15 protein-coding genes and 3 tRNA genes are annotated in these 17,795 nt (G+C 36.3%); 11 read left to right on the top strand and 7 right to left on the bottom strand.

The features are described from left to right. The coding region (locus ELS83_RS18390; protein WP_216616681.1) for a tetratricopeptide repeat protein at positions 1-428 on the top strand (428 nt) is incomplete at its 5' end. Between the two features lie 152 nt (positions 429-580). Here ELS83_RS18390 and ELS83_RS18385 read toward each other — a convergent pair. Both ELS83_RS18385 and ELS83_RS18380 read right to left on the bottom strand, forming a co-directional pair. Further along, entirely contained in the window at positions 581-1,840 is a 1,260-nt protein-coding gene (locus ELS83_RS18385; RefSeq protein WP_171597004.1) for a phage integrase SAM-like domain-containing protein, read from the bottom strand. A 262-nt stretch (positions 1,841-2,102) separates the two neighbouring features. Beyond that, positions 2,103-2,186: transfer RNA gene (locus tag ELS83_RS18380), tRNA-Leu, on the bottom strand. Between the two features lie 142 nt (positions 2,187-2,328). On the opposite strand from ELS83_RS18380, the gene ELS83_RS18375 reads away from it, so the two are divergent. Beyond that, on the top strand, positions 2,329-2,877 hold the full coding sequence (locus tag ELS83_RS18375; protein ID WP_171597003.1) for a hypothetical protein: 549 nt from the start codon (positions 2,329-2,331) through the stop codon (positions 2,875-2,877). A gap of 142 nt (positions 2,878-3,019) precedes the next feature. On the opposite strand, the gene ELS83_RS18370 is transcribed toward ELS83_RS18375, so the two are convergent. From ELS83_RS18370 to ELS83_RS18360, 3 genes are all read right to left on the bottom strand, one after another. Further along, positions 3,020-3,092, bottom strand: a tRNA-Gly gene (locus tag ELS83_RS18370). 41 nt (positions 3,093-3,133) lie between these two features. Continuing rightward, positions 3,134-3,206: transfer RNA gene (locus ELS83_RS18365), tRNA-Gly, on the bottom strand. A gap of 194 nt (positions 3,207-3,400) precedes the next feature. Further along, a complete protein-coding gene (locus ELS83_RS18360) occupies positions 3,401-5,614 on the bottom strand; it encodes a S9 family peptidase (protein ID WP_171597002.1) in 2,214 nt (737 codons plus the stop codon). Between the two features lie 381 nt (positions 5,615-5,995). On the opposite strand from ELS83_RS18360, the gene thrS reads away from it, so the two are divergent. The 7 genes from thrS (at position 5,996) to ELS83_RS18325 (ending at position 12,291) form a co-directional block, all read left to right on the top strand. Further along, positions 5,996-7,948 (top strand): threonine--tRNA ligase, encoded by a 1,953-nt coding sequence (gene thrS, locus ELS83_RS18355; RefSeq protein ID WP_171597001.1) that lies wholly within the window; start codon positions 5,996-5,998, stop codon positions 7,946-7,948. A 21-nt stretch (positions 7,949-7,969) separates the two neighbouring features. Continuing rightward, positions 7,970-8,521, top strand: coding sequence for a translation initiation factor IF-3 (gene infC, locus ELS83_RS18350; protein ID WP_171597008.1), 552 nt, complete (start codon positions 7,970-7,972; stop codon positions 8,519-8,521). A 37-nt stretch (positions 8,522-8,558) separates the two neighbouring features. Beyond that, on the top strand, positions 8,559-8,756 hold the full coding sequence (rpmI, locus tag ELS83_RS18345) for a 50S ribosomal protein L35 (RefSeq protein ID WP_054722596.1): 198 nt from the start codon (positions 8,559-8,561) through the stop codon (positions 8,754-8,756). Between the two features lie 90 nt (positions 8,757-8,846). Beyond that, on the top strand, positions 8,847-9,200 hold the full coding sequence (gene rplT, locus ELS83_RS18340; RefSeq protein ID WP_171597000.1) for a 50S ribosomal protein L20: 354 nt from the start codon (positions 8,847-8,849) through the stop codon (positions 9,198-9,200). A 222-nt stretch (positions 9,201-9,422) separates the two neighbouring features. Next, on the top strand, positions 9,423-10,136 hold the full coding sequence (dapB, locus tag ELS83_RS18335) for a 4-hydroxy-tetrahydrodipicolinate reductase (protein ID WP_171596999.1): 714 nt from the start codon (positions 9,423-9,425) through the stop codon (positions 10,134-10,136). Positions 10,137-10,169: 33 nt separating this feature from the next. Continuing rightward, positions 10,170-11,558, top strand: coding sequence for a signal peptidase I (gene lepB / locus ELS83_RS18330; protein ID WP_171596998.1), 1,389 nt, complete (start codon positions 10,170-10,172; stop codon positions 11,556-11,558). A 91-nt stretch (positions 11,559-11,649) separates the two neighbouring features. After that, the gene (locus ELS83_RS18325) at positions 11,650-12,291 is read left to right on the top strand and encodes a WbqC family protein (protein ID WP_171596997.1); all 642 of its coding nucleotides are present in this window, start codon (positions 11,650-11,652) and stop codon (positions 12,289-12,291) included. Here the strand turns inward: ELS83_RS18325 and ELS83_RS18320 are convergent. Next, a complete protein-coding gene (locus tag ELS83_RS18320) occupies positions 12,283-12,720 on the bottom strand; it encodes an NUDIX domain-containing protein (protein ID WP_171596996.1) in 438 nt (145 codons plus the stop codon). The two genes, ELS83_RS18325 and ELS83_RS18320, sit on opposite strands and share 9 nt — an antisense overlap. 68 nt (positions 12,721-12,788) lie before the next feature. Beyond that, positions 12,789-13,586: a C40 family peptidase gene (locus ELS83_RS18315; RefSeq protein WP_171596995.1), complete on the bottom strand. Its 798-nt coding sequence runs from the start codon at positions 13,584-13,586 to the stop codon at positions 12,789-12,791. A 190-nt stretch (positions 13,587-13,776) separates the two neighbouring features. Between ELS83_RS18315 and ELS83_RS18310 the strand changes: the two genes are divergently transcribed. Both ELS83_RS18310 and ELS83_RS18305 read left to right on the top strand, forming a co-directional pair. Next, a complete protein-coding gene (locus ELS83_RS18310; RefSeq protein ID WP_171596994.1) occupies positions 13,777-15,909 on the top strand; it encodes an HD family phosphohydrolase in 2,133 nt (710 codons plus the stop codon). A gap of 187 nt (positions 15,910-16,096) precedes the next feature. Further along, positions 16,097-17,746, top strand: coding sequence for a Zn-dependent hydrolase (locus ELS83_RS18305; RefSeq protein ID WP_171596993.1), 1,650 nt, complete (start codon positions 16,097-16,099; stop codon positions 17,744-17,746). The last annotated feature ends 49 nt before the right edge of the window (positions 17,747-17,795 follow it).

Genomic DNA, 17,795 nt, shown 5'->3' with positions numbered 1-17,795 from the left:
TGGCTCTTTTGTACAACAACAAAGGAGAATACAAAAAGGCAGAGATTTTATTGAAGGATTACCTGAAACATGTTCCTGAAGATGGTGCAACAACATTTACCTATGCACTGTTCTTATCGGAACGCCAACGCTACGATGAATCGATGGAGTACCTACTAAAAGCTGCTAAATTATCTCCTGATAATCATCGCATATTCTACAATGTGGCCATGATGTATGATTTTAGAAATGATAAAAAGCAAGCCGTGAATTATTTGAACTCTGCCATCAAGATCGATCCTGAAAATTCGGATTACTTCCTTGCACTTTTGAACCTGCATGTGAAATATCAGCAAATAAACGAGTCCAAAACTCTTGCTAAAGAAATTCTTTCAAAATTTCCCGATATTCGACAGAAAGAAGACATACAAGCAATTCTAAACAAGTAATTTTTAGTTTTTAAATTTTCATTTTGCTTAAACTAACTTTAAATATTTTGTGGATCCTTAATGAAATAACTTTTTTACACCTTCAAATCTATTGCGATAATATACTCCAAATAATTAGATATTTACCTTCATAAAAATAAATATAATATCTGTCACCCCCAATTGGACTTTCTTTTCTGTTCCAACTTCAATTTCAAATCACCCATATCATCAGATATCTTCTTATCTAAAATCCTAGCATAAATTTGAGTGGTTTTCAAAGAGGTATGTCCTAAAATCTTTGATACAGTTTCAATAGGAACTCCATTAGATAAGGTAACTGAAGTTGCAAAAGTGTGACGAGCCATATGCATTGATAAATTCTTACTTATTTTACAAGTATCTGCAATTTCTTTTAGATAACTATTCAATCTTTGGTTTGATAAAACAGGAACCAACCTCCCCGTTCCAGAAATGGATGGATAATGTTTAAACAATTCTAAAATCTCTTTTGCTTTGGGCAACAATGGAATTCTACACCTGTTATTTGTCTTGGTTCTATCAATGATAAGCCATTCATTTCCATCATCTCCCAAAGCCAAATGTCTTTGATGCAATTTGGAAATATCAGAGTATGACAATCCTGTATAACATGCAAAAACAAATATATTTTTTACCAAATCGAGTCTTTCAAGAGTAAACTCCTTATCTTCTATCCTACCAAGCTCATCTATAGTTAGAAACTCCCTATTTGTTGGATCTAATCGCACCTTATACTTGCCATATGGATTCTTTTCAATATACTCTAATGATATGGCCAAATTTAAAATTCGTCTTAAATGTTTGTGATAATTCCAAGCTGTATTTTGATGAACCTTATACTTAGATTTTAAATAGCGATCGAACTTATCCAGAAAATTGTAATCAATCTTTCCTACTGGAAAATCATTAATTTTGTATTGTGATTTGATAAAATCTTCAACCCTACCTTTCGATGATTTATAGTGCTTATAAGTTTCCATGGAAAAGCTTTTATGCAGCTTGTCTTTCATACTATCCAGGTAATAATCAAATATACTTACAACACCTATGTATTTTCCTTCATCAACCTTAAGCATTCTATTTTTAATGTCCATAACATCAAAATCCTCTTCAAAAGCAGATAACTGATTATAAATATCATACAAATCCGTTTTTACTTTTAGAATTTTATTATTTAAAACCTGAGCTTCTCGGCTTCTTCCAATACATTTTTGTTGTTTTGGATCCCATTTTGACATATCGACACTTACACCAGTTGATAACTGAACTCTTCGCTCATTCATAGTAAAACGTACATAAACAGGTGCTATTCCTTCTTTTTTCCCTCTGTTTTTTCTCAAAATAAAACTCACAAACATTCTCATAATCAATGATAAATTTAAATTTAACACTTAGTTATATGCAAATTTGCATATAAAAATTACGCAATATGTTTCATTTAGAGAATATCAAACGAGACCAATTCACATCAATTAACACTAGCATTCAATTAGTTAAATAGGAGGGACCAAAAATGTGAAATTTTGGTGTGGTCCCTTTATGGTCCCTCCTAATTTTGCATTTTAATGCTTTTAAATGACATTTTCAAAAACCAAAAATGCGCTTATTTCGTTGAAAATAAGCGCATTTAGTTTCTATTAAACTTAATAAAAGTGCCCAAGGCGGGAGTCGAACCCGCACGCCCAATCGGACACATGGCCCTCAACCATGCCTGTCTACCAATTCCAGCACTTGGGCAAGGCAAGCAAAATTAACAAAAAAGTAATAATTGCAAAAGATTTTTAAGCCGATCAATCTTTTGGCATCAAATAAATCTTATAATGTGTGTATTGGAGAATGCTGGCATGTTTATATCTTTGCGCAAAATTAAGATTTGAATATGACTGATCAGAAAAAGAACTATTCCTATTTGGATAAAATTGCCTTGGAATCCGATAAGTGGGAAGAATTGGACAAGAATGAATTGCAGGTGATGACTTTTAGAACTTGCTTTTTGTATGGTGAAACCAGGAACAAAAATATAATTCCCGTTCTTTTTCGAATGTATGAGTACTTGATTTCAAATTCATCAAGCGAAGAAAGAACCAAGTTGCTTGCTGCCCTGAGTTCTGTTGTTCGTAAGAATAATCCTAAAGCGATTATGGCTTTATTTCCTTTTATACAGGTAGAAACCGATGGAGAAATCGTACGTGCCGCAAGTCAGTTTTTTGTGAATCTTTCCGTTTTATCCAATAAAGAGTTTCACTCTGGATCGAACATTCTTTTAGAGTTAATTAAAGATGCTCCCGAGGATAGAAATTCTGCCTACATCATTCTTGGATTAATGGATATTGAAAATGAGAAGATAAATCAGATGCTGAGAACGGTAAAACCACAATTGGGACTAGAAGTGATCAGTATCCTTCACAACAATGGCGTGCAACTGTAAAAAAGATATCAGATCAATATAGAAGACTTTCGAAAGAAGGTCTTTTTTTATGCATAAAAAAAGCTGCTCCAGAATTGAAGCAGCTTTAGTAATGCTAGTTTGTACAGTAAAACATCCTCACAAGAGGAAATTTCTTCAAAAGAGCGAGAAACGAGACTCGAACTCGCGACCCTAACCTTGGCAAGGTTATGCTCTACCAACTGAGCTATTCTCGCATTTTCTTTTTTATTTGAACGGAAAAGAAAAAACCGTTTTGAGCGAGAAACGAGACTCGAACTCGCGACCCTAACCTTGGCAAGGTTATGCTCTACCAACTGAGCTATTCTCGCATAATTGTAAGATGCTTTGTTCTTACTTTTGCGATGCAAATATAGATAATCCCTAGGTTCTGACAAGTTTTTTTTTCAAAAAAGTTTCAAAAAAATAAGTCAAACACCTCTAAAATTCTGAATATTTGAGCAAAAGAAAAGAGGAAAAATTTTAAAATTCTTCCTCTTTATATCATTATCGAAACAATTTAGGCCTATAAATTATCTCTTAAAAATTTATTGAATCGCTTGTACAAATGCAATCTTGTTTTCCCACCATATATACTATGGTTTCTGTTTGTATAAATCTGCATTTCGAATTGTTTGTCTGCCTGAACCAGGCGCTCTGCAAATTCATATACATTTTGTACGTGAACATTATCATCAGCCGTTCCATGGCACAATAATAAACTTCCCTGCAATTTATCAACATGATTAATTGGTGAGTTATCATCGTAACCTTTCGGGTTTTCCTGTGGCGTTCTCATGAATCGCTCTGTGTAAACCGTATCGTAATATCTCCAGTTGGTAACAGGCGCAATCGCAATGGCTGCAGCAAATACATCCGGAGCTTTTTCCAAACAAAGCGAGGACATAAATCCACCAAAACTCCATCCCCAGATAGCCATTCTTTTTTCATCGGTAAACGACTCTTCTGCCAATGATCTTGCAGCTGCAATCATATCGTCCGATTCCAGTCTTCCCAATTGCATGTAGGTACATTTGCGGAATTCCTGACCTCTGGCTCCCGTTCCTCTTGGGTCGATACAAACCACAACATATCCTTCCTGTGCCAAATACTGATACCAGTCAAAGCTCCATCTGTTCTGAACACTCTGAGAGTTTGGTCCGCTATACTGAGTAATTAAAACAGGATATTTTTTCGATGGATCGAAATTGAATGGTTTGATCATCCAGGCATTCAACATGGTCATTCCATCGGCTGCCGGCAACATGGTAAATTCTTTCGGGTTGTACTGATAGTTTTTCAACTTTTCAACCAAAGCTTTGTTGTCTTCCAAAACACGAATCAACTTGCCTTTGTAATTGTACAAACTAACGGTATTAGGTTGAGTAACACTTGAAAAATAATTGATATAATATTTAAAACCATTACTAAAAACCGTTCTGTTGGTTCCTTTGGCAGGAGTAATCAATTTTTTACCCGTTCCGTTCAATTTTACAGAATAAGTGTTTCTATCCATAGGCGAAACCTCTGCCGACTCATAATAGCACACCTTTTTCGTTTCATCAAAACCCAAAAAGTCGGTCATATCCCAATCGCCCGAAGTAATTTGATTCACCGCTTTTCCGGTAATCATATCAAACAAATACAAATGGTTAAAGCCATCCTTTTCATCCGGATAAATAAACTGTGTACCATTATCAAGGAAGGTTAGAAAATCGAAATTGCGTTCTTCTACGTAGTATTTATTTTCCTGGGTGTACATGATATCAGACTCACCAGTTTTAGCATTGGCAAGCAAAAATTCCAACTTATTCTGATGACGATTCAGTCGATAAATAGTCAATTTCTTAGGATCTTTTGTCCATTTTAATCTCGGAATGTATTGATCCTTCTCCTCGCCCACATTCATTTTCTTGGTAATGCGGTCATCAACATTATACACCCAAACACTCACTTCAGAGTTCTTCTCTCCTGCTTTCGGATATTTGTAGGTATAGTTTTCAGGGTATAATGCATTTTCTTTTACCTGCGGATACAAGCCTTCGAACTTGTTCATGTTGAACATTCTTACCTGACTCTCATCAAATTTCATATAAGCCAGGAACTTGCTGTCTGGCGACCATGTGAATGCTTTATTGAATTCAAATTCCTCTTCGTAAACCCAATCAGGCGTACCATTCTGGATTTTATTGAATTCACCATCTTTGGTGATTCTAATTTCCGATCCGAAAAGAACATTGTGAATAAAAAGATTGTTGTCTCTTACAAAAGCAATTCTGTTTCCGTTTGGCGAGAAAGTTGCCAAACGCTGCTTCCCATTTTTCGAAAGAGGCACCAACTCCTTATTCTTGAATGAAAACACATAGTAATCGGCAGTAAAAGATCTTCTGTAAATTCTCTCTTGATTGGTCGTGAAAAGAATTCTGTTTTCATCATTGCTAAATTTATATTCACTGATATACTTTAGCTCAGTATCTTTCATTTTGCTCAGATCGAAAAGTGTTTCAACCACTTTCCCCGTTGCAAAACTGTATTTTACAATTTTAGTACCGTTTCCTTCCAATGTGGTGTAATGTACTCCATCGTTCATCGAACGCACGCCATACACCGACTTTTGACCAAAAGTACGATTCAGCATCAAATCTTCCATGCTAATTTTCTTCACCTCTTGCTGAGCAAGAATGGTAAACGACAAGCATAGCATGATTGCAGATGTTAAAATCAATCTTATTTTCTTCATGTTTGTTGAATTATTTACAATTTGTATAGGTTGTTTTTCCAAAATTCAAAGATTCCACTTTTTTTGGAGAAAAGAAAAAAATTTAGTCCTGATAAAAATCAGAAATAACAGAGTTTACAGGCATTTCTGTGTTCCAACAGCTTTTTCGAATCAACAAATCTCGAAATCACTCATTTTAAGAAATCGCTAAATCTATTGAAATGCTAAATATTGCTTGCGATTTAAAGTTTTAATTGATCAGAAAGTTATATCTTTGTGGATTGAATTTCGAGGAGGCTCATTTTGAGACATAAATAGCCTGTTATTGGCGAAATTTGTATTTTCTATTTAAGTATATCATGCTGGTTTGTAGCGGTGTGAATAAAAATTAAAAACAATAGGATGATTAAAATTACATTTCCTGATGGAACAGTAAAAGAATTTGAAGCTGGCGTCTCTGGTATTGAGATCGCTAAAAGCATTTCAAGTCGATTGGCAAAAGAAGTTTTGTCGATTAGCGTAAATGATCAGTTGTATGATCTTACACGCTCGATTAACGAAGATGCAAGCATTAAGCTTCATACATGGAATGATGAAGAAGGAAAACATGCTTTTTGGCACTCTTCGGCTCACTTAATGGCTGAAGCACTGGAAGTATTGTATCCAGGTGTAAAATTTGGTATTGGCCCGGCAATCGAAATGGGTTTTTACTACGATGTAGATTTAGGAAATGGCACGGTACTTACCGATAAAGACCTTCCTAAAATTGAACAAAAAATGCTTGAACTTGCTCGCAGCAAGAACGAATATAAGAGAAGCGATGTAACAAAAGAGGAAGCTCTTGCTTTCTTTAATGAAAGAAAGGAAGAGTACAAAGTTGAGCTGATTAACGAGTTGGAAGATGGTACAATTAGTTTCTATCAGCAAGGTGGTTTTACCGATTTGTGTAGAGGACCACACTTGCCTAACACTAGTTACATTAAAGCGATTAAATTAAACTCGGTAGCTGGTGCTTACTGGAGAGGCGATGAAAAACGTCCACAGCTTACTCGTGTATATGGTATTACTTTCCCAAAGAAAAAATACCTTGATGAGTATGAAGTGATGATGGAAGAGGCAAAAAAACGCGACCACAGAAAATTGGGTAAGGAAATGGAATTGTTCACTTTCTCTCAAAATGTGGGTCAGGGAATGCCAATTTGGTTGCCAAAAGGTGCACAATTGCGCGAAAGCTTGGAGAACTTCCTGAAAAGAGTTCAGAAGAAATTCGGATACGAGCAAATTATCACGCCGCATATTGGTAACATTAACCTTTACAAAACTTCTGGCCATTACGATAAATATGGTGAAGATTCATTCCAGGCAATTCAAACTCCACAAGAAGGAGAAGAGTATTTGCTAAAACCAATGAACTGTCCTCACCATTGCGAAGCATACAAATTTAAGCCTCGTTCGTACAAAGATCTTCCAGTTCGTTTTGCTGAATTTGGTACTGTTTACCGTTACGAGCAAAGTGGTGAGCTACACGGATTAACACGTGTACGTAGCTTTACCCAGGATGATGCTCACTTGTTCTGTACTCCAGATCAGTTGAAAGAAGAGTTCAAGAAGGTAATCGATATCATTTTTATCATTTTCAAGGCGCTTAATTTTGATGAGTATGTAGCTCAGGTTTCTCTTCGCGATAAGGAAAACCATTCGAAATATATTGGTGCCGAAGAGAATTGGGACAAAGCAGAACAGGCAATTATCGAAGCTGCAGAAGAAAAAGGTTTGGCAACTGTTGTAGAGTATGGCGAAGCAGCATTCTACGGTCCAAAACTTGACTTTATGATTAAAGATGCAATTGGACGTAAATGGCAGCTGGGAACCATTCAGGTAGATTACAACTTACCAGAGCGCTTCGAATTGGAATATGTAGGTAGTGATAACCAAAAACATAGACCAATTATGATTCATCGTGCACCATTTGGATCGATGGAACGATTTGTTGCTGTATTGCTTGAACATACTGGTGGTAAGTTCCCATTGTGGTTAACACCTGAACAAGCTGTTATCATGCCGATTAGCGAAAAATATAACGATTATGCAAAAAAAGTTTTAAATTCGTTAAATAATTCCGATATTCGCGCCGTATTAGATGATCGCAACGAGAAAATCGGAAGAAAAATCCGTGATAACGAGTTGAAAAAGACCCCATACCTAATTATTGTTGGCGAGAAAGAAGCAACAGAAAATACTGTTTCGGTTCGTAAACAAGGAGAGGGTGACATGGGATCTATGACTATTACAGAATTTTCAGAATTTATTAATAAAGAAGTAGAAGCACAATTGTCTTCTATCGAGAATTACTAACTAAAGTAGGAGGACCTAGCCATAGCTGGATTTCATCAAAGAAACAGAGGTCAAAGAAGACCTCAAGAGGCTCAACACAAGATTAACCAAGCAATTAGAGCCCGCAGTGTTCGCGTTGTTGGAGATAACGTAGAACCAGGAGTTTATTCAATTTCAGAAGCATTAAAAATTGCTGATGATCAAGAATTGGATTTAGTTGAAATTTCACCAAAAGCCGATCCACCAGTTTGTAAGATCATCGATTACAAAAAGTTTCTTTATCAGCAGAAAAAGAAACAAAAGGAAATGAAGGCTAAAGCTGTTAAAGTTGTTGTGAAAGAAATTCGTTTCGGACCAAATACCGACGAACATGATTACAACTTTAAGTTAAAGCATGCTGAAAAATTTCTTAACGAAGGAGCAAAAGTTAAGGCGTACGTATTCTTTAAGGGGCGTTCAATCCTGTTTAAAGACAAAGGCGAAATTTTATTGTTAAAATTTGCTCAGGATCTTGAAGAAATTGGGAAAGTTGAACAGATGCCAAGATTGGAAGGAAAACGTATGACAATGTTCATTACTCCAAAGAAAAAGTAGAATAATTTATATATACATTAATTTTTAAATTTGTACAATGCCTAAGATGAAAACAAATTGCAGTGCAAAGAAAAGATTTACTTTGACTGCATCTGGAAAAATCAAAAGAAAGCACGCTTTTAAAAGTCACATTTTGACTAAAAAGAGCACTAAAAGGAAGAGAAATCTTACCTACTTCGGTACTGTAAATAAAGCAGACCAGAAAAACGTTAAGTTAATGCTTAACATGTTGTAAGAATCAGTTATTGATTTTTTTAGTTATTAACCGAGTGGTTAGCCCCAAAGAGTCCTTAAGTGGAACGCTAACATTCAAAAATTAGGAATTATGCCAAGATCAGTAAATTCTGTAGCTTCAAGAGCTAAAAGAAAAAGAATTTTAAAAGAAACCAGAGGTAACTTTGGTGCAAGAGCTAATGTTTGGACAGTAGCCAAAAATACGTTCGAAAAAGGTTTGCAGTATGCATACCGCGATAGAAAGAAAAAGAAATCAAACTTCAGAGCATTGTGGATTCAGCGTATTAACGCAGCGGCAAGACTTGAAGGTCTTTCGTATTCACAGCTAATTGGTTTGATGCACAAAGCTAATATCGAAATTAACCGTAAGGTTTTAGCAGATTTAGCTGTAAATCATCCAGAAGCATTTAAAGCTGTAGTGGGTAAAGCACAAGCAGCTAAATAGTACTATAAATTATTTACTTTAAAAAGGGGTTGTGATTCACAATCCCTTTTTTACGTTTCAACTTTGAATAAGCAATGCTTATTGCTTACAATGAGCACAATATCGAAAAAGCCTAATAATAGCCAATCAGCTTACCACTATTATGCTTTGGATTTACTATTTTTGAAATCATTACAATTGGGAAACTATTAACCAAACAAATTTCCCCTAAACAAACCACAAATGAGAATTGCATTAATAGGCTACGGAAAAATGGGTAAAGAGATAGAACAAATTGCTCTTGAACGTGGCCATGAAATTGGATTAATTATTGATCAGCACAATCCGAAAGATTTGTGTGCAGATCAATTACAAAATATTGATGTTGCCATCGAATTTACGAATCCCGATTCGGCCTATGGTAACTATTTACAATGCTTTGAAGCAAATATACCGGTAGTTTCGGGAACTACAGGATGGTTGGAAAAATTGCATGAAATCGAGAATCAATGCAAGGCAGGAAAAGGATTCTTTTATGCTTCGAACTTTAGTTTAGGAGTGAACCTGTTTTTCGAGCTGAATAAAAAGCTTGCAAAACTAATGGCACCATTTAAAGAATACAATGTAGATATGGAGGAAATTCACCATATCCACAAATTGGATTCGCCAAGCGGAACTGCCTTAACTCTGGCCGATGGAATACTTGAAAACCACCCTAAAAAAGACAAGTGGATAGAAGCTACCAGCATGAAAGAAGATGAACTTAGCATTTTGGCCAAACGCCATGGAGCGGTTCCTGGCACACACTCAGTTACATGGCATTCGGAGGTAGATGAAATCATGATTCAACATCAGGCGTATAGCCGCAAAGGATTTGCTTTGGGAGCAGTTTTGGCAGCCGAATTTATGCCAAAGAAAGAAGGTTTTTATGGCATGAAGGATCTGCTACAATTATAAGAGAAAATAAAGTAATCATTTAAATAATATTGAATGGCAAACATACTAAGAAACAAATGGTTTAAGTTTTCAGTTGCACTAATCGTTGCTTTGTTAATGATTATCTGGATTGGAAATTATTGGCTTTTATTTGGATTACCAATCCTTTTTGATGTATACATCAGTAAAAAGGTACATTGGGCTTTTTGGAAAAAAAGAGGCGTTAAAAAACAGAGTACTGCAGTTGAATGGATTGATGCCATCATTTTTGCAGTGGTTGCTGCAACCATTATTCGAATGTTTTTTATCGAAGCCTATACGATTCCGACCAGCTCGATGGAAAAATCATTGCTTGTAGGGGATTATTTGTTTGTGAGTAAGGTTGCATACGGACCAAAGGTTCCAAATACACCTCTGTCCTTCCCTTTTGCACACCATACCATGCCCGGAACCACCAAAACAAAATCTTACCTTGAGTGGATCAATTGGCCATACAAACGTCTTGCCGGATTGAACGAAATCAAACGTAACGATGTTGTAGTATTTAATTTTCCTGCAGGAGATACCATTGTAGTAGGAAGGGAAAACCCAGATTATTACTCTCAGTTAAGATCGGCTACGGCCACCTTAAAGGAAAATGATATGAGAAAAGGCAGAACAATTCAGCCTGATAAAGCCTATGAACGTGTTGCCAGAAAATACTTTGCCCAAAACCTGGAGATCGATTCACGCCCTGTTGATAAGCGCGAGAACTATATCAAAAGATGTGTGGCAATGCCGGGCGATACCATTTCCAGTATTGATGGCCAACTATACATTAATGGCAAGGCACAGGAAAAGGTAGGAGAAGTACAGTTTAATTACGAAGTTCGAACCAATGGTACCTTAATCAATCCTCGAAAATTGGAGGACATGAATATTTCCAGAGATGAAATCAGCCATAGTGGATCGGTGTATCACATGCCACTATCAAAAGAAAAGGCCGATAAAATTGGCAAACTTGGAAATGTATCCTCTATGGTAAAAATGGTGCATGGAGTAGGCACTTCGGAAGATGTTTTCCCGTTTAGCGATCATTACAACTGGAACAGAGATAATTTTGGTCCGCTTGTAATTCCACAAAAAGGAATGACTGTTGATTTGACCTTGGAAACGCTTCCTCTTTATGAAAGAGCAATTAATGCGTTTGAAGGAAACGATCTTGCTGTGAAAGATTCTACCATTTATATCAATGGAGAACCAGCGGTTTCGTATACCTTCGAGATGGATTACTATTGGATGATGGGTGACAATCGTCACCGTTCGGCCGATTCTCGTTACTGGGGATATGTTCCTGAAGATCATGTCGTAGGTAAGGCATCTTTCATCTGGCTTTCATTAGACAAAGATCAGTCTGGATTTAGCAAAATAAGATGGAACCGAATTTTCAAGTGGATTCACTAAACAGAATGTAAATATAAAAGAGAGGCACCCATTAAGGTGCCTTTTTCTTTTTCTGCATTTTTTGTAGTTTCGCACTCTTAATCGTAGAGAAATGGAAAATAGCAGCGCCTTACTATCAACAGCATATTTTGCTCCTATACAATACTATTGCAAACTGGTTCAACATCAGAATGTTCTGATTGAGCAGTGGGAGAATTATTCGAAGCAATCGTATCGAAACAGGTGTAATATTTATGGTGCAAATGGCGCTTTAGCAATATCTGTTCCAGTAGTAAAAGCAACCAACAAGAAAGTTTTAACCAAGGATGTAAAAGTCTCTTATGATACCAACTGGCAAAAGTTGCATTGGAAAGGGATTGAATCGGCTTATAAATCGTCGCCATTCTACGAGTATTACATCGACGATTTGGAACGATTTTTTACGCAAAAATGGGATTACCTTTTGGATTTTAACCTTGAAATTCAAGCTGAGATTTGCGAGATTCTGGAAATTGAAAATAAAAATGCCCTAAGTGATGATTTTATTCCAATGCAAACGCCCGACTTTATCGACTATAGGAATATGATCCATCCAAAAGCTTCGAAAGGATTAGCTGATGCTAATTTCAATCCACAGGCATACACCCAGGTATTTGGCGATAAGCATGGCTTTATCCCAAACTTGAGTATCTTGGATTTGATCTTTAACATGGGACCAGACAGCTCACACTATCTTGAAACCTGCTTAGGCTAAACCAAGCTTCTTTTTCAGATCTTTCATGATATCATCATGATCGAAAGCCAGTTCAGGTAAGTTTTCAACATCAAGCCATTGGGCTTTTAAGGCGTCGTCGTCTCCTTTCACCAGTGGCAATTCATTCGATTCAATTTGTCCAAGGTAAACAACCGAAACAGTTCTGCCCCTAGGGTCTCTGTGAACTGCACCATAGGTTTTAAACTGGGATAAAGTAACATTCTCGAAACCTGTTTCTTCTTTTAGCTCACGATATGCTGCAGGTTCGATATCCTCATCCATATCCACAAAGCCACCCGGGAAAGCCCATTTGTTTTTAAATGGTTCGTTGGCACGCTCTATCAACAACACAAAAGTTTTACTCTTAGATGTACAAAAAATGGCACAATCAACAGTTAAAGCCGGACGTGGATATTCGTATGTATACATGATTAAATTTGGTGATTATGGCTCCCAACATTCGTCGGGAGAATGAGAAATTGCAATTAAACCTGCACTTATTCTTCAGTAATGATTCGTTTTATAACTCTTAGTTTGTGCGTATAGCGTTTGGTATCAACATTAAATATACCTTGGTGATCCACATTATCAATTCTCACCTTGCCCGAAGCATGAATAATTTTGTGTCGGTCCCAAATGATACCAACATGGGTAATTTTTCCTTCGTTGTTATCGAAAAAGGCCAAATCGCCCGGCAATGCTTCCTCTACAAAAGTTAAAGGTTCGCCAACCATTACCTGCTGACTTGCATCACGCGGTAAACTAATACTATTTAGTTTGTAAACAATTTGAGTTAAGCCGGAACAATCAATACCATAAGGCGTTCTTCCACCCCATAAGTAAGGAGCATTAAAATATTTTAGTGCAGCTTCGATAATCGAATCCCTGATGTGATCATCCGATCCATTTCCGGTTACCTTGCCCTGGTAAAAATACTTCTTCTCTCCTATTCTAAAAGATTTCTCTTCCCGATCGCAAAAAGGAAAAGAGCTTCCCGGAACAATCAGTTTATTCGAATAATCTTTTTCCTGAAATACCAGGTTAAAAGTATCATTGGCAACTGCGGACAGCTGCTTAGAAAGCAAATGATAGAATTCCTCATCAATCGGGCTAATCATTTTAGTGTCGACCCAGCCCTCGTAATTATCGTAGGCCAAACGTACTTTACTCCAGTTTTCAACTTGCTCTATAAGCTCAAAATGTTCTCCAAATAAAATTTGCGTAACCATTTCGCTTTTTTCAGCTGGTTCTCTTCGAACAGGAATAATACTTAAATCGGAAATTCCGTAATTCATCTATTGGTTGCTTAATAATTGTATTCAATCAAATATAAAAAATATAATTATGTTTTTACATTTGCATTGATATATTTACGCCAGATATCATGGGTAAAAGAAAGGAATAAATATTTTTTACCAAAGAATATTCAATTAATTTTATAAAAAGAATTTCAACAGTTCTGTAACCACATTAACCCCCAACAGAATGAATAAATACTTTAGGTTCATTAGACAAAACTTAAGCAACATTTATCGGTTCTCAATTACGTCGATAACCATTGTGTTGATAATGCTCTTGTTCCCAAACACCGGGAATTTTAAGTACGAATACCAGAAAGGCAAACCTTGGATGCATGAAACCCTTCTTGCACCTTTCGAGTTTCCAATTCTAAAAACAGAAAAAGAACTGAACCAGGATCGGGATAGTATTCTGAATCGCTTTAGTCCGTATTTTAAGGTCGACACATCTGTATATCCTTCGGCGATTGCACGTTTCGAAAAGAATTTTGAAAAAAAATGGAATCAATTCGAAAAATCGAAGGCCTTTCAAAAGCTGAATTTTTCGCAAAAAAGGATTGAAGCAGAAAAGTTACTTTGCTACAACTACCTAAAAACCAATCTAAAAAACTACTATGAAATTGGCATTGCCGATTTTCAAAATGAGAAAATACAATTCAATTATACCCTGCCCGAAACCATTAATAAATCGGTAAACAACATTAACGAACAGGTTGCCACAAATAAGGTTTTTTCGGCAAGAACAGCTTATGAGAATATCAATGGCAATGTAAAATCCGATTTTAAGAACCCAGTTTTTCAGGCTTTTATCCAGGGGTTGAACCTTGACTCTTATTTGGCTCAAAACCTGTTTTACGACAAAACCATGTCGGACCAGGTAAGGAACAGCATGCTGGAAAATATTTCATTAACCAAAGGTAAGGTTGAAAGAGGAAAAAGGATTGTTTTGGTTGGTGATATCATTAACGATGAAACATTCTTAATTCTTGAATCATTAAAAAAAGAGCATGAAAACCTGATTGGTTCATCTCAAAGCCATTATTTAATTGTTGGTGGGCAAACACTCCTAATCATATCTTGTATTGTTCTGTTGTTTTTATACTTGCGAAATTTTAGAAGACAAATTTTACACGACAACAAAAAGATACTCTTCATTTTTTTACTGGTATTGATTTTTGTAGCCCTAACCAGTTTGATTCAGCAATTTCCGAAAATTCACATCTACCTTCTGCCATTTGCCTTAATTACAATTGTGGTGAGAACTTTGATGGATAGCAGAACAGCTTTATTTGTTTTTATTATTACAGTTCTGATTACCGGATTTTTGGCTCCTAATGCATTTGAGTTTGTCTTTTTGCAATTGGCAGCAGGAATTATGGCAATTTACAGTTTGCCTAGGCTTGAAAGGCGCGGTCAACTTGTATTAACAGGTATCATTACTTTTTTTACTTACAGTGTAATCTATTTCGCTTTCGCGATTACCCAGGAAGGTAGTATTGAAGAAATTAAGTGGTTCAATTTTATGTGGTTTGCCATTAATGGCCTACTCCTTACCTTTTCTTATTCTTTGATTTACATCTTTGAAAAGCTATTCGGATTCTTATCTGATGTTACATTAATCGAGCTTTCAAATCAGAATCATCCTTTGCTGAGACAGTTAATTCAGCACTCGCCAGGAACCTTTCAGCATAGTTTGCAGGTAGCCAATCTTGCCGAAGCTGCCATTAACAAAATTGGCGGAAATCCTTTACTGGTAAGAACCGGTGCTCTATATCACGATATTGGTAAAATGAAACACCCAGTATACTTTATCGAAAACCAGATGACCAATAAAAACCCGCACGATGATCTTGATTTTGATAAGAGTGCACAGATTATTACAGATCATGTGAAGTATGGAGTAAAAATTGCCAAGAAGCATAAGCTTCCACAGCAAATTATCGACTTTATTGAAACCCATCATGGAGCCGGGAAAGTAATGTACTTTTATACATCGTTCAAAAACAAATATCCCGACAGGGAAGTTGATGAAGAAAAATTTAAATACCCGGGACCAGATCCATTCACTAAAGAAACCGCCGTTCTTATGATGGCCGATGGTATTGAGGCAGCTTCGAGAAGTTTAAAAGAAAAAACGCCCGAAACCATTCGAGAATTAATCGATAAAATGATTGACAAGCAGGTGAATGAAAATCGATTTGCCAATGCCGATATCACCTTTAAAAACATTAATGAGATTAAAGAGATTTTCACGAACAACCTGGTAAATGCATATCATGCCAGGATAGAATATCCGAAAGAAAATAAGTCGGAATCATAAATTGATAATATTAATAATTATTGGAGAAAATGGGATTTGCAAGTGGCGGATTCCATTTTTTTTGAGCAAGTATTTTTCGTAACTTATAGAGTGTGACCCACTTCCTTAACAGGATTTAGATTTCGACAGATATTGATACGATATAAAACCATCTGATTACATCATCTTCATCTAAAACCCTACTATTATGATACGAAATAGCATATTTTTAATTGGATTGTTAATATCAATTGTATTTGTAGTTTCTTGCCAACCAGAAAAGAAGGCCGTTGAAAAGAAAGCTTCGGATACAGTGATACAAAGAAAATTAGCCAACTATGCCGAAGTAAAATTATCGGCAGATCTTACCTCTCTCTCAGCCGATCAGATTAAACTATTTTCCCACTTGATTAAAGCTGCTGATGCCATCGATGAACTGTACTGGCTGCAGGCATACGGTAATAAAAATGCACTTCTGGAAAGCATTACTGATCCTGACATGAAACAGTATGCTAAAATTAATTACGGTCCGTGGGATCGTTTGGATGGCTTTAAACCATTTACCGAAGACTTCCCTCCTCGACCATTGGGCATTGGTTTCTTTCCTGCAGATATCAACCAGGAAGAGTTCTTTCAGTTAAATAATGATGACAAGTACAGTCCGTTTACTAAAATTGAAAGAGATGCCAGTGGCAAATTACAAGTTATTCCTTTTAGCAAAGCCTATCAAAGCCAGTTGCAGATTGCTGCAAATCATTTAAAGCAAGCTGCGGCAATGGCCGAAAAAGAAGATTTTAAAGCCTACCTGGAACAGCGGGCTGCCGATTTAGTTTCGGATAATTTTGTGGAGAGCGACAAGCTTTGGCTGAACCTTACCGATAATGAGCTTGATTTTATTGCCGGACCTATTGTGAATACAGAAGACAATTTAATTTGGACCAAGTATTCCTATGGTGCATTTATCCTATTAAGAGATAATGACTGCACCAAGAATGTATCGAAATATGCTGCATTAATGCCATTCCTGCAGCAAAACCTGCCTTTAACCGAAAAATACAAGGCCGAAACTTCGAGCAGTGAAGCCAATTTATCCATTTATAATGTGTTGTACAATTCGGGACATTGCAATGCCGGTAATAAACTCATAGGTTTAAACCTTCCGGTTGGTAATAATGGCTCCGATGTAAAGAGAGTATACTTTAAGAATGTAATGCAGGCAAAATTCGATAAAATATTGAACCCAATCAGCGAATTGGTAATCGATGAAAAACAACGTAAGAATGTAAACTTCGAGTCGTTCTTCTTAAATACAATCTTTTTTGAGCTTACTGGTGGAATTGATATGACCAGTACCATAAATGGCAATGGCGATGTTAAAGATGCATTAAAGGAACATCACAATGTAATTAATGAATTGAAAAATGATGTGCTACGAATGTACTTGTTAAATCAGGTGCATGACATGAGACAAATTGAAGGAATTGAAATGCTCGACAACTATGTTACCTATATGGCTGATGTATTTAGATCGATTCGATTTGGAGTGACCGACGCACAAGGTGTAGCAAACATGATTCGATTCTATTACTTTGAAGAACAAGAGGCTTTCAAGTACAATCCGAAAACGGGAACTTATAAAATTAATGATTACAAAATGAAAAAAGCCACCGAGTCGTTGGCCAAAATGGTTCTCGAAATACAAGCCACTGGCGATTATGCCGCTGCCGATAAATTAATCAAAGACAAAGGATATATTCGAAATGAATTGCTACAAGATTTATATCGAATTCAACGAGCTAAAATTCCTAAAGATTTAATTTACGATCAGGGTGAAAAAGTAATCATCGCAGAAAAATAAAAACGCTTCAATAAAAGTTCAATTGAAAGGCATCTTAGAGATGCCTTTT

The organism is Marinifilum caeruleilacunae (assembly GCF_013141825.1).
GTDB lineage: Bacteria > Bacteroidota > Bacteroidia > Bacteroidales > Marinifilaceae > Marinifilum > Marinifilum caeruleilacunae.
The sequence above is the reverse complement of the archived record's forward strand: the minus strand, read 5'-3'. Positions and strand labels throughout refer to the sequence as shown.